The organism is Qipengyuania pelagi (genome assembly GCF_009827295.1).
Classification (GTDB): Bacteria; Pseudomonadota; Alphaproteobacteria; order Sphingomonadales; family Sphingomonadaceae; genus Qipengyuania; species Qipengyuania pelagi.
Genome location: NZ_WTYD01000001.1, coordinates 503,662 through 529,618 on the forward strand (window position 1 = coordinate 503,662; position 25,957 = coordinate 529,618).

Below are 25,957 nucleotides of genomic sequence, written 5' to 3' on the forward strand. Positions count from 1 at the left end.
GCCGGATGGGGCAAAGGCGCGGAGAGCCGCTTTGGATTGCTTCGTCGCTGCGCTCCTCGCAATGACGAGAGAGGCGAGTTTCTTCGTCATTGCGAGCGAAGCGAAGCAATCCAGAGGCATCCAAGAGCGCGCGCCTCAGCCCACCACCCCACTCGCGACCGCGAGGCCGAGAAACGCGAAGAAACCCATGGAATCGGTGATCATCGTCACGAACACGCTCGACGCGACGGCCGGGTCCTGATCCAGCCGGTCGAAGATGACCGGGACGAGGACGCCCGCCAGACCTGCGACCAGCACGTTCACCACCATCGCCGCCGCGATCACTCCGCCGAGCAGCGGCGTGAAGAATACGCCCGTCGCCAGCCCGATCAGCACCGCGATGGTCGCACCATTCAGCATCGCCACGCGCAATTCGCGCCACAATATGCGCTTGGTGTTCGATCGCGTCAGCTGGTTCATCGCGATCGCGCGGACCGTCACCGCCATGGTCTGCGTGCCCGCATTCCCGCCGATACTGGCGACGATTGGCATCAGCACGGCGAGCGCCACCAATTGTTCGATCGCCGCACCGAACAGAGCGATGATGAAGCTGGCGAGCAGCGCCGTGCCCAGATTGGCGACGAGCCAGCGCACGCGGGCAGAATAGGCGTCGCGGATCGGTTCGTTGATGTCGCCATCGCCCGCGCCGGACATGAGAAGCGCGTCCTCGCCCGCTTCTTCGGCGATGATGTGGACAACGTCGTCCACCGTCATCTGGCCGACCAGCCGCCCGCTCTCGTCCACCACGGCGGCGCTGATGAGGGCGTATTTCTGGAACATGTTGCCGACCTCTTCCTGGTCGAGCATGGCGGGAATCAGCGTCTGGTCGCGCTTCATCACGTCGGCGAGGGCGACGCTGCGCGGCGTGCGCAATATCCACGACAATTGGCAGGTGCCGACCGGATGGTGCCGTTCGTCCACCACGAACACCTCGAAGAAATCCTGCGGCAGGTCGCGCCCGTCGCGCAGGAAATCGATGAGATCGCCCACGCTCATATGCTCGGGCACCGCGACCAGCTCGCGGCTCATCAGGCGCCCGGCAGTCTCCTCGGGATAGGCGAGCGCGCTTTCAATCGCGATGCGGTCTTCATCGTCCAGCTCGGCGAGGATGGCCTGCTGGTCCTCCTCGTCGAGATCCTCGATCAGCTGGACGGCGTCGTCGGTTTCGAGCTGTTCGGCGATCTGCGCCACGCTGGCCGCGGGCAGATCCTCCATCATGTCGTCGCGAACGTAGTCGTTGAGTTCCGCGACCACGTCGCCGGTCATCAGATCGGTGATGGCCGAGGCGAGCTTGCGCCGATCCTCGCGGTCGAACAGTTCGAGGAGGTCGGCGACATCGGCGGGGTGGAGCGGTTCGACGAGATCGTAGACCGCCCCGTCGTCGCCTTCCTCGAGCGCGTCTTCCACCCGGCGGACGAATTGCGGCTTGAGCGTGTTCTCCTCGTCCATCCGCTCGTCGTCGATGCGGTCGTCCGGGCGGCCGCCATCCTCGGGCAGGTCGTCCGTCAGCCGGTCGTCGTCGAGGAGAGCATCGTCTGCCATGCGGCCCGCTCTAGGCAGTCGGACGCGGATGGCAAGCGAGAGGGTGACATCAGGGCCGGAGACCCTATGTAGGCGGCCACATATTCATCAGGAGACAGACACGATGGCCGACACTCTCACATTCACGCTCGACACCGGAGACGGCGAAAACAAGGACGTGGTCATCAAGCTGCGCCCCGATCTCGCGCCCGGCCATGTCGAGCGGATCACCGAACTGGTCGGCGAAGGCTTCTATGACGGCGTGGTGTTCCACCGCGTGATCCCCGGCTTCATGGCGCAGGGCGGCGATCCGACCGGCACCGGCATGGGCGGCAGCGACAAGCCCGACCTGAAGGCCGAATTCAACGCCGAACCGCATGTGCGCGGCACCTGCTCGATGGCCCGCACCCAGGTGCCCGACAGCGCGAACAGCCAGTTCTTCATCTGCTTCGACGACGCGCACTTCCTCGACGGCCAGTACACCGTCTGGGGTCAGGTCGAGAGCGGCATGGAACACGTCGACGCCCTGCCCAAGGGCGAGCCGCCCAAGGCGCCGGGCAAGATCGTGAAGGCGAGCGTTTCGTAAGCCTTACGAACAGCGACGAGGGAAGGGCGGCCAAGTGCCGCCCTTTTCGTTGAAAGGAGCGCCCCCCTCGGGTAAAGGCGCGCCACTCATGAAACAGACAAATTCTCCCAAGACCTACCGGGTCAAGTCCTTCGGCTGCCAGATGAACGTCTATGACGGCGAGCGCATGGCCGAGATGCTGGCCGAGCGGGGCATTGCGCCCGCGCCGGAGGGGGAGGAGGCCGATCTCGTCGTCCTCAACACCTGCCACATCCGCGAGAAGGCGGCGGAGAAGGTCTATTCCGACATCGGCCGCCTGACCAAGGCGGGGCGCGCGGCGGGCAAGGAGCCGCTGATCGCGGTCGCGGGCTGCGTCGCGCAGGCCGAGGGCGAGGAGATCATGGCGCGTGCGCCCGCCGTGTCCATGGTGGTCGGGCCGCAGGCCTATCATCGCTTGCCGGAGATGCTCGACCGGGCGGTCAAGGGCGAACGGGCGACCGATACGGACATGCCCGCGATCGCTAAATTCGCGGCGCTTCCCGAGCGCAGGCGCGTGACGCCGAACGCCTTTCTCACCGTGCAGGAAGGCTGCGACAAGTTCTGCACCTATTGCGTCGTGCCCTATACGCGCGGCGCGGAGATCAGCCGACCTTATCAGGACCTCGTGACCGAAGCGCGCAAGCTGGTCGATGCGGGCGCTAAGGAGATCACGCTGCTGGGCCAGAACGTCTCGGCATGGAGCGGTGAGGACGAGCGCGGTCACACGGTCGGCCTCGCGGGGCTGATCCGCGATCTCGCGAAGATCGATGGCCTCGCGCGCATCCGCTACACCACCAGCCATCCTGCCGACATGGACGATGCGCTTATCGCAGCGCATGGTGAGGTCGAGAAGCTGATGCCCTTCCTCCACCTGCCGGTGCAGGCGGGCAGCGACCGGGTGTTGAAGGCGATGAACCGCTCGCACACTGCCGAAAGCTATCTCAAACTGCTCGACCGCTTTCGCGCCGCGCGCCCCGATATCGCGCTGAGCGGCGATTTCATCGTCGGCTTTCCCGGCGAGACCGAGGCCGAGTTCGAAGAGACGCTGAAGCTGGTCGACGCGGTCGGTTACGCGCAGGCCTTCAGCTTCAAATACTCGCCGCGCCCCGGCACCCCGGCTGCCACGATGGATGGACAGATCGCGCCAGAGATTATGGATGATCGCCTCCAGCGCCTCCAGGCTGCGCTCAACCGCGATCAGTTCGCCTTCAATCGTGTGACCGAGGGCCGGACCTGCCAGGTCCTCGTCGAACGCAAGGGCAAGCTTCCCGGCCAATGGCTCGGCAAGTCGCCCTGGCTCCAGAGCGTGTGGTTCGAAGGAAATTGCGCGATCGGCGATCTCGTCGAGGTCAGGCTGGGCGAGGCGGGGCCCAATTCGATGGCCGGCGAATTGCTGGAACGCGAGACCGCGTAAGACGCCGGACAGGCTTCGCTTGTGTTGCAGCGCGATGACTATCCACTGTCACGGCACTCTTCCTCGCTTGCGTAAGGCCCCAACCCGCCTACATTCCTTTCATCTGAGCGAAAGGAACCAATGGCTCGAAAACCCGCAAACCGGCCTGGAAGCGCCGAGCGCATCGCGTTCAGCAAATCCCCCGTCCCCCAGCGCGAGGTGCGCCGCGCGCAACTCGATCTGAGTTTCGACAATCAGAGCCTTCTGGGTGCTCTGTTCGGACAGTTCGACGCCAATCTGGTGCAGGTGGAAAACCGCCTCGGCGTCTTCATCTCGGCGCGGGGCAACGAGCTTCATCTCGAAGGACCGGAAGACAGCGTCGCGCGGGCGCGTGACGTTCTGCGGGCGATGTACGACAAGCTGGCGGTCGGTCAGGATCTCGATGCGGGCCTGATCGAATCGATCATCGCCATGTCGGACGAGCCGACGCTGGACGGTATCGTCGATGCGGAGCCGGGCGAGCGGGCGGGAATGCCGCCGATCATGATCCGCACCCGTCGCAAGACCATCGTGCCGCGCTCCGCCACGCAGGCGACCTATATGCGTAGTTTGGTGCGTGACGACATCATCTTCGCGCTGGGTCCGGCGGGTACGGGCAAGACCTATCTGGCGGTCGCGCAGGCCGTGGCGCAGCTCATCACCGGCAGCGTGCAGCGCCTGATCCTCTCGCGTCCGGCGGTGGAGGCGGGTGAGAAGCTCGGCTTCCTTCCCGGCGACATGAAGGACAAGGTCGATCCCTATCTGCGCCCGCTCTACGACGCGCTCTACGATTGTATGCCGCCCGAACAGGTCGAGCGCCGGCTGGCGAGCGGAGAGATCGAGATCGCTCCCATCGCCTTCATGCGCGGGCGCACTCTGGCCGATGCCTTCGTCATCCTCGACGAGGCGCAGAACACCACGCGCGAGCAGATGAAGATGTTCCTCACCCGCTTCGGCCAGAACAGCCGGATGGTGGTGTGCGGCGATCCGCGCCAGGTCGACATTCCCGGCGGCGATCGGATGAGCGGCTTGGCCGATGCGGTCGAGAAGCTGGAGGGCGTCGACGGGTTCGGCACGATCCGCTTCACCGCCGCGGATGTGGTGCGCCATCCGATCGTGGGGCGGATCGTCGAGGCTTACGAAGGCCCGACCGTCTGATGGACCTCGATATCGAAGTCGACGGCTGGCCGTCGGCTGAAACCGATTGGGCGGATCTCGCCGAGCGCGCGCACGCCGCCGCCGAAACCGTGGAGCCTGCGCTCGCCAATCCGCGCCTCACCGCCAGCGTGTTGTTCACCGTCGATGACGAGGTCCAGGCGTTGAACAAGGAATGGCGGGCCAAGGACAGGCCGACCAATGTCCTGTCCTTTCCCATGCTGTCGCGCGATGCGCTGCTGGGTCTGGCGCCGGAGGGCGGGCCGGAAATGCTGGGCGATATCGCGCTGGCCTACGAAACCTGCCAGCGCGAGGCCGGCGAGAAGGGCGTCACGCTCGCCCAGCATACCGCGCATCTGCTGGTCCATGGATTGCTGCATCTTGCGGGTCACGATCATGTCGAAAACGACGAGCAGGCCGCTGCCATGGAACGATTGGAGATCGCGGCGCTTGCCAAACTGGACATCGCCGACCCATATGGGGATCGCGACTAGCTAAGGAGCAGATTGCAGGGCCATGCCCGATTCCGACACCGCCGCGGGAGACGCGGAAAGTAGCGGCGGACTGGTGTCCGCCTTCAAACGCATCTTCGCAGGCACGGAGGGCGGGCGCTCGCTGCGCGCGCAGCTCGAAGAGGCGATCGACGAGCACGAGCACGGCCATGACAATGGCGGCGGCGAGGAAACGCCGGAGGAGAAGGCCAAGGGCGATCTCAGCCCGGTCGAGCGCCAGATGCTGCGCAATCTCCTGCATTTCAGCGAGCACGACGCGGACGATGTCGCCGTGCCGCGGGGCGAGATCGTGGCGATCCGCGCCGATGCCAGCTGGGACGAGATGATCGCGATCTTCGCCGATAACGGCCATTCGCGGATGCCCGTCTATCGCGACCAGCTGGATGACGTGATCGGGATGATCCACATCAAGGACGTCTTCCCCTATCTCGCCAAGGCCGATCCGCCGCCGAGCGACTGGACCGCGCTGATGCGCCAGCCGCTTTATGTCCCGCAGACCCGGAACGCGCTCGACGTCCTGGCCGACATGCGCGCCCAACGGATGCATCTCGCCATCGTGCTGGACGAATTTTCGGGCACTGACGGGATCATCACGATCGAGGATCTGGTCGAAGAGATCGTCGGCGAGATCGAGGACGAGCACGACGATGCGCCGCTCGAAATGATCCGCCCGATGGGTGACGGGATCTGGGAATGCGATGCGCGCGCCGAACTGGACGATGTCGCCGAACTGATCGACGCCCGCCTCGCCGAGGTGGAGGAATCGGTCGATACCCTCGGAGGGCTGGCCTTCGTCCTGGCCGAACAGGTCCCACCGGTCGGCGTCGTGGTCGACCATCCCAGCGGCTGGCGGATCGAGGTGATCGAGGGCGACGAAACGCATGTCACGCGGTTGCGATTGCACGCGCCCGAAGAGACCCACAGCGAAAACTAGAGACCGAAGTGTAACGTTGCGGAAAATGCAATTCGCGCTCGACACGCGTTGGGGGCGGCAATACGGGTAAGCCATGGCCATTCGTCGTCTTCCACCCTTGCGCGCGCTCGAAGCGTTCGTGCGGACCGTGCGGTTGGGTTCGGCGCGCGCGGCAGCGGACGAATTGGGCCTGAGCCCGTCGGCCCTGTCGCGCCGCATCGGCAATCTCGAGACCTTCGTCGGCAAGAAGCTGTTCACGCGCGCGCGCCAGTCGATGCAGCTTACCGATGAAGGGCAGGCGTTCTACGAGGCGGTCAATCCGCATCTCGAATCGCTCGCCCGCGCGGTGGAAAGCCAGTCGGAAAACCTTTCGCTGCTGCGCCTGCATCTGGGCGTGCTCCCGCTGTTCGGCAGCCAGCGGCTGTTCCCGCGCCTCGCCGAACTGCGGCGGTCGCATCCGCTCCTGCATATCGATATCGACACCGGCGCGCATATCGAGGACCGGGTGGGCGACACGCTCGACGCCGGGATCATCCTGTCACGCGGGCCTGCCAGTGGCCTTCACGCCGTGCGGCTCGATCATAACAGGGTCCACGCCATCGCCAGCCGCGACATCGCCAAGGCGGTCGGCGATTTGCCGGATCGAGAAAGGCTGGAAGCGCAGACCTTCCTGATCCACAACGAATTGCCCGCCAGCTTCGAAGCGTGGAAGGCGGCCCTTGCGATGCACGATCTCGAACCGGCGGCGATCGACCATTACGATTCCGGCCAGTTGATGCTGGAGGCGGCCAAGCAGGGCCTCGGCATCGCGATCATGCATGACGATCACATGCGCCGCGCGGCAGACGACCGGCTGACCGATCTCTTCGGCATCGATGTCGAAAGCCCCTACAGCTACTGGTTCGTGTGCAAGCCTACCGCACTCGAGGAGCGACCCGTGCGCATTTTTCACGACTGGCTGGTGAGGGCAGAACTCTAGCTGTTGTCCGCGGCGGGGGGAGGGCGATACCGGATCGCGTCCACCGTGTGTTGATAGTCGCGCAACGGTTTGCCCAGCACCTCTTCAAGCCGTTCGACGATCTGCGTGCGGGCCTGCGCGGCGATGGCTTTCCTCCCGCGATGGGTTTCCGGGCTGAACGGATCGAGAAAGTGGATCTTGAGCCGAAATGTCCCACGCCGTGCCATTACGCGCATCGCATTGTGCAATCCGCTCTCGTCGCCGATCCAGCTGATCTCTTCGGCTGCGGCGCCGTAATCCATGACCACCGGCTGGACGAGCACGCCGGGCGGGGGCGGCTCCAATACGCTCAACATGCTCGATTTGAACGGTAACAGAGACTGGCCATCGGTCACCGTACCTTCGGGGAATACGGTGACCGACCAATTGTCCTGCAACGCCTCCTTCAAGGCGTTGATCTGTTCGGCGACCCCCATGCGGTTCTCGCGCTTCACGAAGACGGTGCGGTTGAGGCTGCACAGCCGGCCAATCCCCGGCACTTCGGACAATTCCTGCTTGGCGACGAACGCCGTGCCGCTCGCACCGGCGAGGGCGAGGATGTCGATCCAGGACAGGTGGTTGGAAATGAAAAAGACATCGCGCCGCAAGGGCGTGCCGACGCGCGTCACCTTCGCACCGACCACGCGGGCAGTGTAGCGCAGGAACAGCATCGGAAACGGAGAACCGTAAGCGAAGATGCGATAAAGGTAATGGAGCGGGACGAAGACGATCAGCAGGGCCAGGATACCGATCGCACGCAGGATGAAGCGTATCCATCCCGCCACGGTCAGCGGGACCGTTTCGCCCCGCATGGCGGCCATGCGCTTGCGCCCGTATTTCTCCGCCCGGCGGCGGGCCCGCTCGCTCCGAACGGGCTGCCCCGAGGGCGCGTCACTCACTTTTCGTCGCGTTCCAGCCGAACGCCGTACAGTTCCATGCGGTGATCGACGAGGCGATAGCCGAGCTTTTCCGCGATCTGTTTCTGCAAGGCTTCCAGTTCGGGATCGACGAATTCCACGACCTTGCCCGTTTCCACATCGATCAGGTGATCGTGATGCGCTTCGGGCGCGGCTTCATAGCGCGAGCGGCCGTCCCCGAAATCGTGGCGATCGAGAATCCCCGCCTCTTCGAACAGGCGTACGGTGCGATAGACGGTGGCGATCGAAATGCCCGGATCGATCTTGTTGGCGCGTTCGTGCACCATCTCGACATCGGGGTGATCGTCCGCGTCTGACAGCACCCGCGCTATCACGCGACGCTGTTCGGTGATGCGCAGACCCTTGTCGGCGCAAAGCTGTTCGAGATCGATCCGATGCGGCAAAACAGGCTCCGGCTAAACAAAACGCCCCGGACCCATAAGGGGCCGAGGCGTCTGGCTCAAGTCGGTGACCTGACGAATCAGTCTGTTTTCTTCTTGCGACCGCGCTTTTGACCCGGCTTGCGACCGAGACCGATCTGCTTGGCGAGTTCGCGACGCTTCTCCGCGTAGTTCGGTGCAACCATCGGATAGTCCGAGGGCAAATCCCAGCGCTGGCGATACTCTTCGGGCGACATATCGTAATTGGTCCGAAGATAGCGCTTGAGCATCTTCAGCTTCTTGCCGTCTTCCAGGCAAACGATGTAGTCAGGCTTGACAGAGGCGCGCACCGATACTGCCGGTTCTGGTCGTTCTTCTTTCGGCTGTTCTTCGCCGCCAAGACCCGCGAGTGCGGAATAAACAGTTTGGATCAAAGTCGGGACATCAGCGACTTCGACATTGTTGTTGGCGACATGCGCGGCGACGATATCGGAAGTGAGAGTGATTAGCGTTTCCGACATGTCGGTCTGGAATTCTTCCATGGATTGTCTCCTTTTTCGCGCCCCTAGACCTTTCGACATCACGATGTCCAGTCAAGCCACACCATTCGACACAAAAACTAGCTGTGAATAAATGCGTATTTTATTGCCGCGATCGATTTTCAAATGGATTTGCCGAAAGTTATCGCATCGATCCGTGATCCGTCGCTGAGCCGATAATAGTCGGGCCGATGCCCGATCTGTTCGAATCCCAGCGAGGTGTAGAGGCTGCGCGCCGGGTTGTTCGCGCGCATTTCAAGGAAGACTCGATCGGCTTTCTTCTTGCGCGCTTGCGTGAAAAACGATTCCAGCAGGATGCGTCCGAGACCGCGTTTGCGAAAACGGGGGCGCACTCCGATCAACAGGAGTTCTTCTTCGCCCGGCGCGCTCCGTATCAGGGCAAATCCCGCCGGTTCGCGTGCGTCGGCGGGCCGATCTATCCGGCCCTCGCTATCGACGACCAGCGCATAGGTGTGCGGCATCGTCAGCGAGCTGGCGACCTGCGCGCGAGTCCAGGCCTCGCCCCAATGGGGATCGAATGCTTCGTCCATGACGAGCATGATGCCATCAAGAACTGTCATGAACCTGACACAAGGTGGCGCGGCTTGGCGTCGGGCGCGCGGCCATAGATCGGGGCCAGCCTGTCGGTGAGCAGCGCTTGCGGCAGCGCGCAGGCGAAGCGGGCATCGGGCAATAGGTCGAGAGCCACGCCCGATCCCCTTCTATCGACCAGCTCGGCCGCTTTGTTGCCTGCGACGAATTCGGTTCGAAACAAGCCCGCCGCGCTGTCGGTGGGCAGCGACCGATGCGGTTCGCTGGGATGCCCACCGGGGCCAAAAGGCTGGACGAAGATTTCCCCGTGACCACCGGTCATGGCGACGAGGATTTCTCGGCCCTCATGCTCGGGCCCCGTTCTCGCCATGGCGGCGACCAGCGCCAGAGTGGGGTATCCGCGCACGTCCGCGCCCCATGCGATGGCGAGTGAGCGTGCCGCGGCAAGCCCGATGCGCGTTCCGGTGAAGCTCCCCGGCCCGAGCGAAACGAGGATGCGATCCGCGCGCCCACGCTCGGGCAATTCGGCGATTAGGGGCACCAGCCGCTCGGCATGCCCTCGACCGATGGTTTCGTGGCGGTGGTCGAGCAGGCTTGGCCCGTCTTCGTTGCCGTCGCCGCCGAACAACGCGACCGAACACGCTTCGGTGGCGCATTCGATCGCCAGGATTCGTTGATCGCTTCGCATCGGGTCAGCGCTGCCTCAGCTGTGTCGTTGCTTCAAGCGGCCAGGTCCGACCCGCCGGTTCAGGCGATGCGGGTGAACTTGTCGAACTCGGGACGCGGGCTGCGCTCGAAAATGCTTTCCGCATCGCCATAGCCGATCGAGCAGATGAAATTGACCTTGTGCTTCGGATCGTCGCCGAAGAAGGCCTTCTCGACCGCTTCGGCGTCGAAGCCGGACATCGGGCCGGTATCGAGGCCGAGCGCGCGTGCCGCGATGATGAGATAGGCGCCCTGTAGAGCGGAATTGCGGAACGCGCCTTCCTTGCGGCCCTCCTCATCGCCTTCGAACCAGCTCTTGGCGTCGGTGTGGGGGAACAGCCAGGGCAGCTCCTCGTGAAAGTCGATATCGTAACCCACGAGCGCGGTGACGGGCGCGGCCTTCACCTTGTCCTTGTTGCCATCGGAAACACATTCGACGAGCTTGGCCTTGGCTTCGTCCGACTTGACCCAGACGATGCGTGCGGGCTGCATATTGGCCGAGGTCGGCCCCATCTTCATCAGTTCGTAGATCGCGTGCAGCTGTTCGTCCGACACGTCCTTGCCGAGCCAGCCATTATAGCTGCGCGCCTCGCGAAAAATCTGGTCGAGCGCATCGTCGGAAAGGTGCGTGTCGTGGAACTGCTTGGGCATGATGGAACCTCGTTTCGATTGATAGCGCGCTCAGGCGGCGCGAACTTCTTCGACCTCGGGGACGTAATGCTTCAACAGCCCTTCGATCCCGTGCTTCAGTGTCGCGGTCGAGGACGGACAGCCCGCGCAGGCGCCCTGCATGGTGAGATAGACGATCCCGTCCTTGAAGCCGCGATAGCGGATATCCCCGCCATCCCCCGCCACAGCCGGGCGCACGCGCGTTTCGAGCAATTCGTTGATCTGCGCGACGATATCGGCATTTGCCGGATCGTCCTCGACCAGCAAGGCCTCGTCTTCGGGAGGAACGGAAAAGCCGGCGGCCGTTCCCGGTGCCGCGGCGAACAGGGGCGCCTCGCTGACGAAATGGTCGAGCAGGATCGAGAGCACCATCGGCTTCAGATCGGTCCAGTCGACACCCGGCGCGGCGGTGACGGTGATGAAATCGCTGCCGAAGAAGACGTTCACCACATCGCCGGTGTCGAAGATCGCCTGCGCCAGCGGGCTCGCCTCGGCAGCTTCGGGGTCCGCGAATTCGCGCGTGCCGCTGTCCATGACGGGGCGACCCGGCAGGAATTTGAGGCTGGCGGGATTGGGCGTGGTTTCGGTCTCGATGAACATGGCGGGCACATAGGCAGGGGGCGCCGAAGCTACAAGGCGCGAGGGCGGGCGATTGGCCGGTCCCTAACATCTCGTCGGAAATATCGGGCATTCACTCGCGCTTCACCGCGGCGATCCCTATAGAGGCTCCATGACATTTCTTGCGCGTGCCGTCCGGCGCCTCGCCTTCCTCGCTCCCTTGTCCGCTCTCGCCGTGCCCCACGCGGCGGCGCAACCGTCCGTGGAGGCGGCGGCGACTGCTCCGGCCATTGCGCTTCCAACACCGACAGCGCTCCAGCGTGGGGACGCAACACCGTGGATCTACGAAGGCAGCGACGTGCCGCGCGATCCCGAATGGCTGTTCGGCAAGATGAAGAACGGGTTGCGCTATGCCGTGCGCCGCAATGGGGTGCCGCCGGATCAGGTTTCCATCCGGGTCAGGATCGATGCCGGGTCGCTGCACGAACGCGATAGCGAGCTGGGCTATGCCCACCTTCTCGAACACATGCTGTTCCGCGAGAGCAAATATCTCGGCCCGGCCCAGGCCATCCCGACCTGGCAGCGCTTGGGCGCGACGTTCGGCAGCGACACCAACGCCGAAACCACGCCGACGCATACGGTCTACAAGCTCGACCTGCCCAATATCGACGCAGCCAAGCTGGACGAAAGCATGAAGCTGTTGTCCGGCATGGTGCGCGCGCCCGTCCTCAGCGATGCCAATGTGCGCGCCGAGGTGCCGATCGTGCTCGCCGAAATGCGCGAGCGGGGCGGCGCGGCGCAGCGCAGCGGCGATGCCACGCGCAAGACCCTGTTCGCCGGACAGCGCCTCGCAAGCCGCAGCCCGATCGGCACGCCCGAGACGCTGGGCGCGGCCCGCGGACGCAGCGTCTCGGACTTCTACAAGCGCTGGTATCGCCCGGAAAACACCGTGATCGTCGCGGTCGGCGACATGGATCCCGAGGTTCTCGCCGCCGAGATCGAGAAATATTTCGGCGACTGGAAGGGGAGCGGCAAGGCGGTTGCTGCCCCCGATTTCGGCGACCCGGTCGCGCCCGCCGGGGCCGATCCCGCCAACCCGGTCGGCGAGACCGCCGTCACGGTCGAACCCGATCTGCCGCGCTCCTTCACCTACGCCGTCCTCCGGCCCTGGCGGCCGGTGCAGGACACCATCGCCTATAATCAGGGCCTGCTGCGCGATTCGCTCGCGCAGCAGCTGATCAATCGCCGACTGGAGGCGCGGGCGCGGGGCGGCGGCAGCTACCTTTACGCCCAGGTCCAGCAGGACGATGTCAGCCGCTCCACCGACGCGACCTTCGTCAGCTTCGCGCCGATCGGCGAGGACTGGCGCGGTGCGCTGACCGATGTGCGGGGCGTGATCGCCGACGCGCTCGCCACGCCGCCGAGCGAAGAGGAACTGGCGCGCGAGATCGCCGAATTCGAACAGGTGTTCGTCAGCTCGGTCGAGGAGCGTGCTGTTCTCGCAGGCGGCAGGCTGGCCGACGACATCGTCCAGGCGGTCGACATCCGCGAGGCGGTCGCCGCGCCCGAAACCGTGCTGACGGTATTCCGGGGCATGAAGGACACGATCACGCCCGAACAGATTCTCGAGCACACGCGGGCTCTGTTCAGCGGGCCGGTCATTCGCGCGGCCTATACGACACCTGCTGCAGGGGAGGCGGATGCCGCTGCCCTGCGCACTGCGCTGACCGCGCCGGTCGAACCGGATGCGAGCGCGCGCGTCACGGCGAGCGAGATTTCCTTTGCCGACCAGCCTGTTATCGGTGAGCCGGGTGAAATCACCCAGGCGCAGCCGCTCGGCGTGCTCGATATCGAGCGGGTGGATTTCGCCAACGGGGTCAAGGCGATCCTGTGGTCGAACGATGCGGAACCGGGCCGCGTGGCGGTAAAGGTTCGCTTCGGCGGTGGATATCGATCCGTCGGGCCGGACGATGCGGTCTATGCGCGGCTGGGCCAGATGGCGCTGGTCGGTTCGGGCGTCGGCGAACTCGGCCAGGACGAACTCGATCGCATCTCGACCGGGCGCAAGATGGGCTTCGACTTCGCGATCGACGAAGGGGGCTTCACCTTCTTCGCCCAGACCCGCGCGGAAGACCTGGAGGATCAGCTCTATCTCTTCGCCGCCAAGCTGGCGATGCCGCGCTGGGACCCGAACCCGGTGCTGCGCGCCAAGGCAGCGGCGCGGCTGGCTTATGAAAGCTACTTCACCAGCCCGGCGGGCGTCTTGGGCCGTGATCTCGACAGCGCGATCCGTGACGGCGATCCGCGCTATGCGACGCCCGATCTGGCCGCGATCGAGGCTGCGACTCCCGAAGGCTTCCGCGCATTCTGGGAGCCGATCCTGAAACAGGGGCCGGTCGAAGTGCTGGTGTTCGGCGATTTCCAGCGCGAGGCTGCGGTGGAGGCGCTGGCGAAAAGCTTCGGCGCCTTGCAGCCGCGCGAAGGCCTGGCGCAGGACGTCGCCGCGCGCGTCCCCGGCTTCCCCGAAGCGGGCGAAACGAAAGTGCTGTATCATCGCGGCGACGCCAATCAGGCCGCGGCGGTTATCGCCTGGCCGAGCGGGGGCGGGGTCACCGATCTGCGCGAATCGCGTCAGCTCGAAATCCTCGTCCAGGTGTTCAACAACCGCCTGCTCGATGCGATGCGCGAGCGTGCAGGGGCGAGTTATGCGCCCAATGTGCGCAGCGAATGGCCGAGCGACATTGCGGGCGGCGGGCGGATCAGCGCGCTGGCCCAGTTGCAGCCCAAGGACGTGCCGATCTTCTTCGAGGAAGCGGACCGGATCGCCCGCGATCTCGCCGCGACGCCGCCCACGGCGGACGAGCTGGAGCGCGTTACCGAGCCCTTGCGCCAGTATATCTCGCGCGCGTCGACCGGGAATCTGTTCTGGCTGTTCCAGCTCGAAGGCAGCACGCAGGACCCGCGCCGGATCGGGCTGTTGCGTTCGCTCCTCAACGATTATTCGCGCACCACTCCGCAGGCGATGCAGGCGCTGGCGCAGGAATATTTCGGCGGTAGGGAAGGGTGGCGGCTGGCCGTGATCCCGCAGGGTCAGACCCTCGCCACCGCGAAGGCGGGACAGGCAACGCAGCGCGGCGGGCGTTGAGAGCGGACTGACAAACCGCAGCGCGACAAGGCCGTCGCGCTCGATCACGGCAATCGGCCTTTTCGGCTGGCCAAGCAAAACCTGTTTGCGCAAGGCACCGCGCTGGTCTTGCGTAGCGGACCGTATCCGAGATGATGGAAAAGATTATGACTGAGGCGTGGAGCCCCGATAGCTGGAAGCAGGCCGAGGCGCGGCACTTGCCGGCTTACGAGGATCAGGAAGCTCTGGCGGCGGCGGAAGAAGCGCTCGCCTCGCATCCCCCGCTGGTGTTCGCTGGCGAAGCGCGCGCGCTCAAGGAAGACCTCGCCGAGGTGGCGGCGGGGCGCGCCTTCCTGTTGCAGGGTGGCGATTGCGCGGAAAGCTTCGCCGAATTCCATCCCAACAATATCCGCGACACCTTCCGCGTCCTGTTGCAGATGGCGGTCGTGCTGACCTTTGCCAGCAAGCGCCCGGTGGTGAAGGTGGGGCGGATGGCGGGCCAATTCGCCAAGCCGCGCAGCGCGCCGACCGAGACGCAGGACGGGGTTACGCTGGCAAGCTATTTCGGGGACAATATCAACGGGATCGGGTTCGATGCCGCCAGCCGTGTGCCCGATCCCCAGCGCATGGTGCGCGCCTGTTCGCAGGCTGCCGCGACGCTCAACCTGCTGCGCGCCTTTGCCGGGGGCGGCTACGCCAATCTACGGCAGGTGCATCGCTGGACGCTCGACTTCATGGGCCGCAGCCCATGGGCGGACCGCTTCAGCGACGTCGCCGACCGGATCGGCGAGGCGCTCGACTTCATGGAAGCGTGCGGCGTCGACCCCGAAACGGTGCCGCAATTGCAACGCACCAGTTTCTACACCAGCCACGAGGCTTTGCTGCTTCCCTACGAGCAGGCGCTGACCCGTCAGGACAGCCTGACCGGCGACTGGTACGATACCAGCGCGCATATGTTGTGGATCGGCGATCGCACCCGCTTCGAGGGGAGCGCGCATGTCGAATTCGCGCGCGGCATCGGCAATCCGCTGGGCATGAAATGCGGGCCGAGCCTCGAGCCCGACGCGATGCTGCGCCTGCTCGACACGCTGAACCCGGATCGCGAGGCGGGTCGGATCACGCTGATCGCGCGGTTCGGCCACGACAAGGTCGAGGCGGGCCTGCCGCCGCTCGTGCGCGCGGTGCAACGCGAAGGGCATCCGGTGGTGTGGAGCTGCGATCCGATGCACGGCAATGTCGTCAAATCGGACAGCGGCTACAAGACGCGCCCCTTCGACCGCATCCTGCGCGAAGCGCGCGATTTCTTCGCCGTGCACCGTGCGGAAGGGACGCATCCCGGCGGCATCCATGTCGAGATGACGGGGCAGGACGTGACCGAATGCGTCGGCGGCGCGGTCGCCATCACCGACGAGGCGCTGGGCGATCGCTATCACACCCATTGCGACCCGCGCCTCAACGCTGCGCAATCGCTCGAACTCGCCTTCCTTTTGGCGGAAATGCTGAACGAGGAAGCGGCGGAGCGACGCGCGGCGGCTTAACCAAGGTTAAGATTTGCGAAGAAATTCCGTGCTTTCCCTTTCGCGTTCGGGTTTCGTTCGCCATGTAGGCGTCGGCCCGTGCGAATCCCGCGGGCGCAGACACGCAAAGGGGGCACGAGCATGGCCCAAATCCAGACCCGTTCCCAACCGGATATCCGGGGTGCCCCAGCGCCTGATCGCGCGCCTGATCGCGCGCCTGATCCCGCTCTTGATCTGGCCAGCTCCTTTGCCGACACCCGCGCGCTGAGCGAAGCTCTGGTCGCGCCGCTCAGCGATGCGGACGCCACGATCCAGTCGATGGAAGATGCCTCGCCCGCCAAATGGCATCTAGCGCATACAACGTGGTTTTGGGAAACCTTCCTGCTGCGCGAACACGCGCCGGGCTACACGCTGTTCGACGAGCGCTGGCCCTTCATCCATAACAGCTATTACGAGGCCGAAGGGGAGCGGATCGCCCGCTTTTCGCGCGGAATGCTGTCCCGCCCGACGCTGGACGAGATCCTCGCCTATCGCGCCCATGTGACAGAGGCGATGGGCGCGCTGCTGGAAAACCCTGAGCATGAGCCGCTGATCCGACTCGGCATCGCGCATGAACAGCAGCATCAGGAATTGCTGCTGACCGATATCAAGCACGCTCTGTTTCAGAATCCGCTCGGCCCGGCGATGTGGCAGGGCGATGATGCGTTGACGGAGGCACACAAGTCCGACTTGGGCTGGCACACCCATCCCGGCGGGATCGCGAGGATCGGTCATCAGGCGGACGGATTCGCCTTCGACAATGAAGGCCCGGTCCACCGCGTCCTGCTCGAACCCTTCGCGCTCGCCGATCGCCTCGTCACGAACGGCGAATGGGCCGATTTCATCAGCGACGGAGGATACGAGACCGCATCGCTGTGGCTGTCGGACGGTTGGGCGTGGGTGAACCAGAACGGGGTCCGCACTCCCTCTTATTGGGAGGAAGACCGCCATTTCACCCATTCCGGCTGGCAAAAGCGCGATCCGAACGCGCCCGTCACGCATATCAGCTATTATGAAGCGGATGCCTATGCGAGCTGGGCTGGTCATCGCCTGCCGACCGAGTTCGAATGGGAGGCCGTCGCGCGCGGACAAGAGGGCGCAGCACCCGCTCACGATCCGTCAGGCGGCAACCAGCTGGATCGCGCCGCACCGCCGCTTCCCGTCGGGGGCACCGACCTGTTCGGCGATTGCTGGCAATTCACCCGGTCCGGTTATCTACCCTATCCGCGTTTCCGGCCTGCCGAGGGCGCCGTGGGCGAATATAACGGCAAGTTCATGAGCGGGCAGTTCGTGCTGAAAGGCGCAAGCTGCGCGACGGCGCGCGGCCATTCGCGCGCCTCCTACCGCAATTTCTTCTACCCGCACCAACGCTGGCAATTCACCGGCTTAAGGCTCGCAAAGGATATCTGATGGCAAGCGAAGGGGGCATCGCGCTCGTCGATCTGGACGAGCAGGGGGTCGATCGCGCGTTCCGGGCGGACGTTCTCGAAGGGTTGGGGCATAGGCAGAAGGCGATTCCCGCCCGCTGGCTCTATGACGATGCGGGATCGCAATTGTTCGAGGATATCACGCAGATCCCCGAATATTATCCGACCCGCGCCGAAGCCGAAATCCTGACCGCGCGCGGTGCCGAATTCGCCGCGGCGATCGGCAAGGGGCGGGCGGTGGTCGAATTCGGATCGGGCAGTTCGGTCAAGACGCCACTGCTGCTCAACGCGATCGATCCGGCGGCTTATGTTCCGCTCGATATCGCGGGCGATTTCCTGCGCCAGGCGGCGGACGAGCTCTCGGCAAAGTTCCCCGGCCTCCCGGTCTATCCGATTGAGGCGGATTTCATGCGCGAAGTCGATCTGCCCGATGCGATCGATAGGCTGCCCAAGCTCGGCTTCTTCCCCGGCTCCACGATCGGCAACATGGTCCCGCGCACGGCGGTCGATTTGCTGCGCTCGATGCGCGCGACCTTGCGCGCCGATCACGGGGTTCAGCCAATGCTGCTGATCGGGATGGATCTGGTGAAGGACCCGGCCGTGCTCGAAGCGGCCTATGACGATGCGGCGGGCGTGACGGCGGAATTCAACTACAATCTCGCGCGGCGGATCAATCGCGAGCTGTCGGGCACTATTCCCATCGATGCGCTGCGCCACGAAGCGCGCTGGAACGACCGGATGGCGCGGGTGGAAATGCATCTGGTGGCGACGCGGGCCATCCAATTCGAAATCTCGGGCCAGTCTTTCGCGATGGCCGAAGGCGAGACCATCCACACGGAGAACAGCCACAAATTCACCCGCCGCAGCGCGAACCTGTTGTTGCAGGCGGCGGGCTGGTCGCCGCGCAAGCGTTGGCGCGACAGCAAGAAGCAATTCTCGCTGATCCTCGCCGAGGCGAGCGAGCCGCGCAACGCTCCCTGATCGCGCGCTTATCGTTCAGGATTTCGGCAGGCCGTTCGGGGTAGCGACAAGCCATGGATTTTTCCGCCGCTTTAGCTTCCGCTTTCGATGCGATCGCCCAGATCGTGCGCGCCGTCCCGCGGTTCGAATTGCTGATGATCGCGCTCGCCGCGATGGTGGGCGGCTGGATCGGTTCGATGCTGGTGCGCGCCCGCGTGCCCGGTGGGCGGCTGATCCGCACCGCTTCGACCGTGGCGCTGGTGGGCGTGCTGGTGACGGTGGTGCTGCAATTGTCGCGCATGGACCCGCGCCTCGATATCGCAGTGCCGGAAATCGGCCTGCCCGAACAGGTCGTGGCCGGCGGCGAGACGCGCGTGCCGCTCTCGCCCGATGGGCATTTCTGGCTTGAGGCGGAGGTGAACGGCGTGCCGGCCAATTTCCTCGTCGATACGGGCGCGACGGTCACGGCGGTCTCGCAGGGCGTCGCAGAGGCCGCCGGGCTGGAGCCGCGCCGGGGCGGCATTCCGGTCAGGATCACCACGGCAAACGGCCCTATCAACGCGTCGATCGCGAGTGCGGATTCGCTGAGTTTCGGCAATGTCGAGGCGCGGGGCATCGATGTGGTGATCGCGCCCAATCTGGGCCGCACCAATGTTTTGGGAATGAACGTGCTGTCGCGCTTGTCGAGCTGGCGGGTCGAGGACAACACGCTGATCCTCGTGCCCGACGCGGAGGATCGCGGCGGGGCCTGATAGCCGCGCAGCGCTTGTCCGCGGGGCTGCGACCTGCCACGCGCGTCTAATGCAGACTCCCGATCCTTTTCTCATCACCGAAGGCATCCACAATTTCCGCGACTTCGGCGGCTGGCCGGGTGCCGATGGCAAGACGGTTCGCACCGGCCTGCTGTACCGCTCCGGCCAGCATGTCGAGGCGAGCGACGAGGACCTCGCCGCCATCGCCGCGCTCGACATTCGCACGGTGATCGATCTGCGCGGGGAGGGTGAGCGGGCGCGCAATCCCTGTCGCCGGGTCGAAGGCTGGAATGGGGAGGTGCTGTTCTACGATGGCGAGACCAGTTCCAGCCCGCCGCATATGGACATCACGCCCGATACCACCACCGCCGCCTTCGCGCGCGAGCGGATGCTGGCGGTCTATACGCGGATGCCCGTCAACCCGGCGATGCAGACCATGTTCGCGCGCTATCTGCGCGCTCTGGTCGAGCGCGAGGGGGCGAGCCTCGTGCATTGTTTCGCGGGCAAGGACCGCACCGGGATCGCGGCGACGCTGGTCCTGCATATCCTCGGCGTGAGCGAGGCGGACCAGCGCGCCGAATTCCTGCGCACCAATGATGCGCCGACAATCGACGTGCTGCGCCGCCAGTCCGTGCCGGGGATCGAGGCGCGACTGGGCCGCACGCTAGACGAGGAGGGCATTCGGGCCCTTCTCGAAGTGCATGGCGACTATCTCGACCGCTTCCACGAGATCGTCAGCGACAAGCACGGATCGCTCGACGCCTGGCTTGAAGCCGAGATAGGTGTGGACGACGCATTGCGCGAAAGCCTGCGCGAACGCTACCTGGCGTGACAAAAGCGGCGCCGCTTCCCATATAGCCGCCCATCCTATTCAAGACTTTCGCACGAGATTTTTCATGGCCACCCATCGCACCAAGCTCCTCATCATCGGTTCCGGCCCGGCGGGCTATTCCGCCGCGATCTATGGCGCGCGCGCGATGATGGAGCCGATCGTGGTCCAGGGCCTCCAGCCCGGCGGACAGCTCACGATCACCACCGATGTCGAGAATTATCCCGGCTTTCGCGACGTAGTGCAGGGCCCTTGGCTGATGGAAGAGATGAAGGCGCAGGCCGAACATGTCGGCACGCGGATGATGTGGGACACCATCGTCGAGGTGGATCTCGAAAATGGCTCTCCCTTCCGCGCGGTGGGCGACAGCGGCGATGAATATATCGGCGATGCGATCGTCATCGCGACCGGCGCGCAGGCGAAATGGCTGGGCGTGCCCGGCGAACAGGAGCTGGGCGGCAAGGGCGTGTCGGCCTGTGCGACCTGCGACGGGTTTTTCTATCGCGGCAAGAAGGTCGCCGTGATCGGCGGCGGCAACACTGCGGTCGAGGAAGCGCTCTACCTCACCAACCATTCCGACGACGTGACGCTGATCCACCGTCGCGACGAATTGCGGGCCGAGAAAATTCTTCAGGACCGCCTGCTCAAGCATCCCAAGATCACCGTCCTCTGGAACAAGGCGGTCGAGAGCTTCGAAGGCGATCCGCTGGCGGGCGGGCTCACCCACCTCGCGCTGCGGGACACGGTCGATGGCTCGAGCAGCGATTTGAAGGTCGACGGCGCCTTCGTCGCGATCGGCCATGCCCCTTCGACGGACCTCGTCAAAGGGAAGCTGCCGCTCGACGATGGCGGCTATGTGATCGTTGAGCCGGGCACGCCGCGCACCGAAATCCCCGGCGTCTTCGCCTGCGGGGACGTGATGGACCACACCTATCGCCAGGCCGTCACCGCGGCGGGCACGGGCTGCATGGCGGCGCTCGACGCCGAACGCTTCCTGGCCGGGCTCGAGATCGAGCTCGACGGCCATGTTGAAGCGGTCGAAGCGGCGGAGTAGCTTTTAGAGCAGCGTTGGGTCCGTGAACAGCGTCAGCGCCACTGCGCGCCAGGCGAGGCAGATCAGCGCCAGCGTCGAGAGCAGGAACAGCAGGAACCGCACCGACACGATATTCACGGTCGCCTGCCAGATCGAATGGACGATCCGGATCGCGACATAAATCCAGGCGAACACCGGATCGAGCGCGCCGGGGCCCATGATCGCGATGATGACCACGGCGGCGTAGAACAGCGTCGGCTGTTCCATCAGATGCGCGTAATTATGCGCCTTCCAGTTGATCCGATCGGGGATGACGCCTTCGAGATCCTGGCCGCGCCCGCCCGGCTTCGCGCCTTTCAGACCGCCGCCTTTCGCCATGGCGGGGAGGCGAGTGAACGCCATCCAGAACAGCATCACGATCGACCAGGCGACCAGCACGGCGGCGGGTGCGAGCATTTGGGCCTGCATTATATTCTCTCCCTGTTGCGCGCGAACCTAGGGCCGCGCGAAACGCTGTCAAATCCTAACGACGCGAGCGCCATGCCTTCTCTAGGAAATTGCACCTGCTCGCCCTGGATTGCTTCGCTGCGCTCGCAATGACGAGAAAGGCGGTCTTAGTCTTCGTCATTGCGAGCGGCGCAGCCGCGCGGCAATCCAGGAGTGTTCTTACTGACCAATCAGCGTCTCGGCGAACCGCGCCGGGTCGCAATTGCCGCCCGTCACCATGATCACCGTGTCTTCGGTGAGCGGAACCTTCCCCGCGAGCGCTGCAGCCAAGGCCGCCGCGCCGCCCGGTTCCACGACGAGATTGCAGTGGGAGAAGGCGAAGCGCTGCGCTGTGCGGATTTCGGCATCGGTCACCGTCACGCCCGGTTCGGCGCGATCCTTCAGCACCGCGAGATTGATCGGTTTCGTCGCATCGGGCTGGAGTGCATCGCAGATCGTCGTCGGCGGATCGTCAGTCACGCGCACGATTTCCCCTGCTTCGAGAGCTTGCCCGACCATGTCCCAGCCATGCGGTTCGACCACATGGATCGCGCTGTCGGGGCAGGCGAGCGACAGTCCCGCCGCCAGCCCTCCGCCGCCGCAGCAGACCAGGATGCGGTCCGGCGCGCGCCCAAGCTGCGCCGCGATCTCCACACCCGCGCTGCCCTGTCCTTCGATCACCCAGCTGTCGCCGAAGGCATGGACCAGGGTGGCGCCGCTTTCGGCGACCAGCGCGGCGGCGACCTCGTCCCGGTCCTCGCCCGGCCGTTCGTAGAGCACGATCTCCGCACCCAAGGCCCGTGTCGCGTCGAGCTTCACCTGCGGGGCGTTGCGCGGCATCACGATCCTCGCCCCGATCTCGAGCCTGCGCGCCGCCCAGGCGACCCCCTGCGCATGATTGCCGCTCGACACGGCCACGACGCCGCGCGTCTTTTCCTCATCGGAAAGATTGACGAGCCGCCACCAGCCGCCCCTGATCTTGAAGGCGCCGATCGGCTGGAGGCTCTCGGCCTTGATATGGCAGCGCGTGCCCGAAATCTCGACGGGAAGCAGCGGCGTCGGCGGGAGAATTTCCGCGATCGATCGCGCAGCGGCGAGGACGCCTACGCGGGTCGGCATACGGTCTGGCTGGTGGCTGGGGCGCGGTTCGGATTGGATCATTTGGCGGACCTAGCGCATTTCGCTAGGGAACCGGCAAGATTCGAATTCGGAGAAGCAAGTTATGTCGAAAGTCCTGGTAATCGGCGCGGGCGGCGTCAGCAGCGTGTGCGTCCACAAGATGGCGATGAACAAGGATATTTTCCCCGATATCCACCTCGCCAGCCGCACCAAATCGAAATGCGACGCCATCGCGAAGAGCGTGAAGGAGCGCACCGGCGTCGACATCGCGACCTACGAGATCGACGCCGAGGAAGTTCCCGCGATGGTAAATCTGATCCGCAAGATCGAGCCGAGCCTCGTCGTCAATCTCGCGCTCCCCTATCAGGATCTGCCGATCATGGACGCCTGCCTCGAAGCGGGCGTCGATTACCTCGATACCGCCAATTACGAGCCCAAGGACGAGGCCAAGTTCGAATATCACTGGCAATGGGCCTATCACGACCGTTTCAAGGAAGCGGGGCTGATGGCGTTGCTCGGCTCCGGTTTCGATCCGGGCGTCACCAGCGTCTTCACCATGTGGCTCAAGAAACACAAGCTGAAGACCATCCGCCAGCTCGACATTCTCGACTGCAACGGCGGCGATCATGGTCAGGCTTTCGCCACCAATTTCAACCCCGAAATCAACATCCGCGAAGTGACCGCGCCCGCGCGCCACTGGGAGAACGGCGAGTTCGTCGAAACGCCCGCGATGGCCAAGAAGGTCGAATTCGACTTCGAAGCCGTCGGCAAGAAGAACATGTACATGATGTATCACGAGGAGCTGGAAAGCCTCGCCAAGTTCAACCCGGAGCTGGAGCGCGCGCGGTTCTGGATGACGTTCGGGGATGAATACATCAAGCACCTGACCGTGCTTCAGAATGTCGGCATGACCCGGATCGATCCGGTCAAGTATCAGGGCAAGGAGATCATCCCGCTCCAGTTCCTCGCCGCCGTCTTGCCCAAGCCGGAAACGCTGGGCGAAACGACCAAGGGCAACACCAATATCGGCGTCATCGCGACCGGCGAGGCGCTGGACGGTTCGGGCGAGAAGACGTTCTATATCAACAATATCTGCTCGCACGAGGCAGCCTACGAGGAGACGGGCAACCAGGCGGTCAGCTACACCACCGGCGTGCCCGCCATGATCGGATCGGCCATGATGGTCACCGGCAAGTGGGACGGGGACGGCGTATTCAACATGGAACAGCTGGACCCCGATCCCTTCATGGACATGCTCAACGACCACGGCCTCCCCTGGCAGGTGAAAGAGCTGGACGGGCCGGTGGACTTCTAGTCGATTCGGTTCACGCGAAGCCGCGAAGACACGAAGATGATCGATCACAATCGGCTGGAGGAAATCACCCGCATCGTGGTCGATTGCGGATACCACCTGCATCGCGACCTGGGGCCGGGATTACTGGAAACGGCATATGAGGTGCTTCTAACCGGCCTTCTCCAAAAGCGCGGCTTGCATGTTCGACGGCAGGTTGCCGTTCCGATCAAGTATGATGGCGTTGTCGTAGACAACGCGTTCAGGATCGACTTGCTGGTGGAGGATATGCTTCCGTTAGAATTGAAATCGACCGAGCGCGTTTCTCCAATTCATGCGAAGCAGCTTCTGACCTATCTGCGCCTGATGAACCTGCCGCTCGGACTGCTCATGAATTTCGGGCAGGGAACCATGAAGGAGGGCTTGAAGCGCGTCGTGAACGATTATGACGGAGATTTCCGCCAGCGATGATGGCTTTGCGTCTTCGCGGCTTCGCGTGAATCAAAACAAAGGCACCAGAAACATTATGGAAACCAAAGCCGGCGATCCGGGCGCTTTTGCTCATTTCGACCTTTCGCGCGTCGACAGTCCTGCCTTCGTTGTGGATGCCGCCAAGCTGCGCGCCAATTGTCAGGTGCTGGCCGATATTCGCGACGCGGCGGACATCAAGATGCTGTCCGCGCTCAAGGCTTTCAGCATGTTCTCCGCCGCGCCGATCATCGGGGAATATCTCGACGGTGTCTGCACCTCCGGCCTTTACGAAGCGCGGCTGGCGAGCGAGTTCTACGATGGCGAGATCAGCACCTATTGTGCGGCCTACAAGCCCGAAGATCTCGACGAGGTCGTCCGCCTGTCCGACCACGTCATTTTCAATTCCCCGCAGCAGATCGAGCGGGCCGCGCTGATCCTCGAAAACGCGCGTGCCTCGGGGCAGAGTTTCGATGTCGGCCTGCGCCTCAACCCGCAGGTCCCGACCGGCGAGGTGCCGCGCTACGATCCATCGAGCCCCGGCAGCCGGTTGGGCTTCCCCATCGACCAGCTGACGCCCGAGATAATGGAAGGGATCGACGGCATCCATTTCCACAATCTGTGCGAACAGGATTTCGAGCCTTTGCATCACACCTGGGACAAGGTGTTCGACGCGATCGAGCCGTGGTTCGGGCAGCTGAAATGGATCAATATGGGCGGCGGCCACCATATCACCCGCGCCGACTATCAGCGCGAGGAGCTGATCGAATTCCTGAAGGATGCGAAGGAGGATTCGGGCGCGGAGATCTATCTCGAACCGGGCGAGGCGGTCGCGCTCGATGCGGGCATCCTGGTCGGCACCATTCTCGATACCGGCACCAATGAAGTGCCCTTCGCCATCCTCGACGTATCGGCGACCTGCCATATGCCCGACGTGATCGAGGCGCCCTATCGCCCGGCCATGCTGGGCGAACAGCCGGGCGACCAGCCGGTAAGGCTGGGCGGTCCATCCTGTCTGGCGGGCGATGTGATCGGCGATTACAGCCTGCCCGTTCCCAGCGAGCCGGGTCAGCGCGTCGCTTTCCTCGACCAGGCGCATTATTCCATGGTCAAGACCAACACCTTCAACGGGGTCCCGCTGCCGTCGATCTGGCTGTGGGACAGCGAGAGCGACCAGCTCGAATGCGTGCGCGAATTCGGGTACGAGGAGTTTCGCAACCGGCTTTCCTGACGCCTGTTCCGGGCGGCGATCGCTGCGCGAACGGCCCACCGCATCTCAGCATCGCCGCATCCGTCCCAACCTTGCGCCGAACCGTTGGGGTATTCACTTGCGTTTCATGATCCAGCCTATATACGCGCCGCTCCCGCTGCCCCAAGGACCCTTCCTAACCGCAAGGCAGCTTGTCGTTTCATGGCCCG

General features: G+C 64.4%; 26 protein-coding genes. 16 read left to right on the top strand and 10 right to left on the bottom strand.

Going from position 1 to position 25,957, the window contains the following annotated elements; all coding sequences use genetic code 11:
• Window positions 1-135 precede the first annotated feature (135 nt).
• Window positions 136-1,581 (bottom strand): magnesium transporter, encoded by a 1,446-nt coding sequence (gene mgtE, locus GRI47_RS02585; protein ID WP_160659815.1) that lies wholly within the window; start codon window positions 1,579-1,581, stop codon window positions 136-138.
• A gap of 103 nt (window positions 1,582-1,684) precedes the next feature.
• On the opposite strand from mgtE, the gene GRI47_RS02590 reads away from it, so the two are divergent.
• The 6 genes from GRI47_RS02590 to GRI47_RS02615 all read left to right on the top strand — a co-directional run bounded on the left by GRI47_RS02590 (window position 1,685) and on the right by GRI47_RS02615 (window position 7,155).
• Entirely contained in the window at window positions 1,685-2,146 is a 462-nt protein-coding gene (locus GRI47_RS02590) for a peptidylprolyl isomerase (RefSeq protein WP_160659816.1), read from the top strand.
• A gap of 88 nt (window positions 2,147-2,234) precedes the next feature.
• Complete coding sequence (gene miaB, locus GRI47_RS02595) at window positions 2,235-3,578, top strand: tRNA (N6-isopentenyl adenosine(37)-C2)-methylthiotransferase MiaB (protein ID WP_160659817.1); 1,344 nt, start codon at window positions 2,235-2,237, stop codon at window positions 3,576-3,578.
• 120 nt (window positions 3,579-3,698) lie between these two features.
• The gene (locus tag GRI47_RS02600; protein WP_237452596.1) at window positions 3,699-4,754 is read left to right on the top strand and encodes a PhoH family protein; all 1,056 of its coding nucleotides are present in this window, start codon (window positions 3,699-3,701) and stop codon (window positions 4,752-4,754) included.
• A complete protein-coding gene (ybeY, locus tag GRI47_RS02605) occupies window positions 4,754-5,245 on the top strand; it encodes an rRNA maturation RNase YbeY (RefSeq protein WP_160659818.1) in 492 nt (163 codons plus the stop codon). The genes GRI47_RS02600 and ybeY overlap by 1 nt, the downstream gene beginning before the upstream one ends.
• Window positions 5,246-5,267: 22 nt before the next feature.
• A complete protein-coding gene (locus GRI47_RS02610) occupies window positions 5,268-6,197 on the top strand; it encodes a hemolysin family protein (RefSeq protein WP_160659819.1) in 930 nt (309 codons plus the stop codon).
• Window positions 6,198-6,270: 73 nt separating this feature from the next.
• On the top strand, window positions 6,271-7,155 hold the full coding sequence (locus GRI47_RS02615) for a LysR family transcriptional regulator (protein ID WP_160659820.1): 885 nt from the start codon (window positions 6,271-6,273) through the stop codon (window positions 7,153-7,155).
• Here the strand turns inward: GRI47_RS02615 and GRI47_RS02620 are convergent.
• From GRI47_RS02620 to GRI47_RS02650, 7 genes are all read right to left on the bottom strand, one after another.
• Entirely contained in the window at window positions 7,152-7,994 is an 843-nt protein-coding gene (locus GRI47_RS02620; RefSeq protein WP_160661273.1) for a lysophospholipid acyltransferase family protein, read from the bottom strand. The genes GRI47_RS02615 and GRI47_RS02620 overlap by 4 nt on opposite strands.
• A 74-nt stretch (window positions 7,995-8,068) precedes the next feature.
• The gene (locus GRI47_RS02625) at window positions 8,069-8,494 is read right to left on the bottom strand and encodes a Fur family transcriptional regulator (RefSeq protein WP_067680791.1); all 426 of its coding nucleotides are present in this window, start codon (window positions 8,492-8,494) and stop codon (window positions 8,069-8,071) included.
• 77 nt (window positions 8,495-8,571) lie between these two features.
• The gene (locus GRI47_RS02630; protein ID WP_160659821.1) at window positions 8,572-9,012 is read right to left on the bottom strand and encodes a Ros/MucR family transcriptional regulator; all 441 of its coding nucleotides are present in this window, start codon (window positions 9,010-9,012) and stop codon (window positions 8,572-8,574) included.
• A 119-nt stretch (window positions 9,013-9,131) separates the two neighbouring features.
• On the bottom strand, window positions 9,132-9,590 hold the full coding sequence (locus GRI47_RS02635) for a GNAT family N-acetyltransferase (RefSeq protein WP_237452597.1): 459 nt from the start codon (window positions 9,588-9,590) through the stop codon (window positions 9,132-9,134).
• A complete protein-coding gene (gene tsaB, locus GRI47_RS02640) occupies window positions 9,587-10,249 on the bottom strand; it encodes a tRNA (adenosine(37)-N6)-threonylcarbamoyltransferase complex dimerization subunit type 1 TsaB (RefSeq protein ID WP_160659822.1) in 663 nt (220 codons plus the stop codon). Before tsaB ends, GRI47_RS02635 begins: the two co-directional genes overlap by 4 nt.
• Window positions 10,250-10,308: 59 nt before the next feature.
• Window positions 10,309-10,917 carry a malonic semialdehyde reductase gene (locus GRI47_RS02645; protein WP_160659823.1) on the bottom strand — a complete coding sequence of 203 codons (609 nt, stop codon included), beginning with the start codon at window positions 10,915-10,917 and terminating at the stop codon, window positions 10,309-10,311.
• A 30-nt stretch (window positions 10,918-10,947) separates the two neighbouring features.
• A complete protein-coding gene (locus GRI47_RS02650) occupies window positions 10,948-11,535 on the bottom strand; it encodes a NifU family protein (protein ID WP_160659824.1) in 588 nt (195 codons plus the stop codon).
• A 130-nt stretch (window positions 11,536-11,665) separates the two neighbouring features.
• On the opposite strand from GRI47_RS02650, the gene GRI47_RS02655 reads away from it, so the two are divergent.
• From GRI47_RS02655 to trxB, 7 genes are all read left to right on the top strand, one after another.
• On the top strand, window positions 11,666-14,638 hold the full coding sequence (locus GRI47_RS02655) for a M16 family metallopeptidase (protein ID WP_160659825.1): 2,973 nt from the start codon (window positions 11,666-11,668) through the stop codon (window positions 14,636-14,638).
• Between the two features lie 146 nt (window positions 14,639-14,784).
• On the top strand, window positions 14,785-16,155 hold the full coding sequence (locus GRI47_RS02660; RefSeq protein ID WP_160661275.1) for a class II 3-deoxy-7-phosphoheptulonate synthase: 1,371 nt from the start codon (window positions 14,785-14,787) through the stop codon (window positions 16,153-16,155).
• 120 nt (window positions 16,156-16,275) lie between these two features.
• Window positions 16,276-17,583, top strand: coding sequence for an ergothioneine biosynthesis protein EgtB (gene egtB, locus GRI47_RS02665; RefSeq protein WP_160659826.1), 1,308 nt, complete (start codon window positions 16,276-16,278; stop codon window positions 17,581-17,583).
• The gene (gene egtD, locus GRI47_RS02670; protein ID WP_160659827.1) at window positions 17,583-18,581 is read left to right on the top strand and encodes an L-histidine N(alpha)-methyltransferase; all 999 of its coding nucleotides are present in this window, start codon (window positions 17,583-17,585) and stop codon (window positions 18,579-18,581) included. Before egtB ends, egtD begins: the two co-directional genes overlap by 1 nt.
• 53 nt (window positions 18,582-18,634) lie before the next feature.
• Complete coding sequence (locus GRI47_RS02675) at window positions 18,635-19,312, top strand: retropepsin-like aspartic protease family protein (RefSeq protein ID WP_160659828.1); 678 nt, start codon at window positions 18,635-18,637, stop codon at window positions 19,310-19,312.
• Window positions 19,313-19,361: 49 nt separating this feature from the next.
• Complete coding sequence (locus GRI47_RS02680; protein WP_160659829.1) at window positions 19,362-20,144, top strand: tyrosine-protein phosphatase; 783 nt, start codon at window positions 19,362-19,364, stop codon at window positions 20,142-20,144.
• A gap of 64 nt (window positions 20,145-20,208) precedes the next feature.
• The gene (gene trxB, locus GRI47_RS02685) at window positions 20,209-21,195 is read left to right on the top strand and encodes a thioredoxin-disulfide reductase (RefSeq protein WP_160659830.1); all 987 of its coding nucleotides are present in this window, start codon (window positions 20,209-20,211) and stop codon (window positions 21,193-21,195) included.
• 3 nt (window positions 21,196-21,198) lie between these two features.
• Here the strand turns inward: trxB and GRI47_RS02690 are convergent, their stop codons facing one another.
• On the bottom strand, window positions 21,199-21,642 hold the full coding sequence (locus tag GRI47_RS02690) for an MAPEG family protein (protein WP_160659831.1): 444 nt from the start codon (window positions 21,640-21,642) through the stop codon (window positions 21,199-21,201).
• A gap of 198 nt (window positions 21,643-21,840) precedes the next feature.
• Window positions 21,841-22,821, bottom strand: coding sequence for a threonine ammonia-lyase (locus GRI47_RS02695; RefSeq protein WP_160659832.1), 981 nt, complete (start codon window positions 22,819-22,821; stop codon window positions 21,841-21,843).
• 61 nt (window positions 22,822-22,882) lie between these two features.
• On the opposite strand from GRI47_RS02695, the gene GRI47_RS02700 reads away from it, so the two are divergent.
• From GRI47_RS02700 to GRI47_RS02710, 3 genes are read left to right on the top strand one after another with little or no spacing between them, the layout of a single operon-like run.
• A complete protein-coding gene (locus tag GRI47_RS02700) occupies window positions 22,883-24,094 on the top strand; it encodes a saccharopine dehydrogenase family protein (RefSeq protein ID WP_160659833.1) in 1,212 nt (403 codons plus the stop codon).
• A gap of 36 nt (window positions 24,095-24,130) precedes the next feature.
• Window positions 24,131-24,541, top strand: a complete 411-nt coding sequence (locus GRI47_RS02705) for a GxxExxY protein (RefSeq protein ID WP_160659834.1) — start codon at window positions 24,131-24,133, stop codon at window positions 24,539-24,541.
• A gap of 55 nt (window positions 24,542-24,596) precedes the next feature.
• Window positions 24,597-25,769, top strand: coding sequence for a carboxynorspermidine decarboxylase (locus tag GRI47_RS02710; protein WP_160659835.1), 1,173 nt, complete (start codon window positions 24,597-24,599; stop codon window positions 25,767-25,769).
• Window positions 25,770-25,957 lie beyond the last annotated feature (188 nt).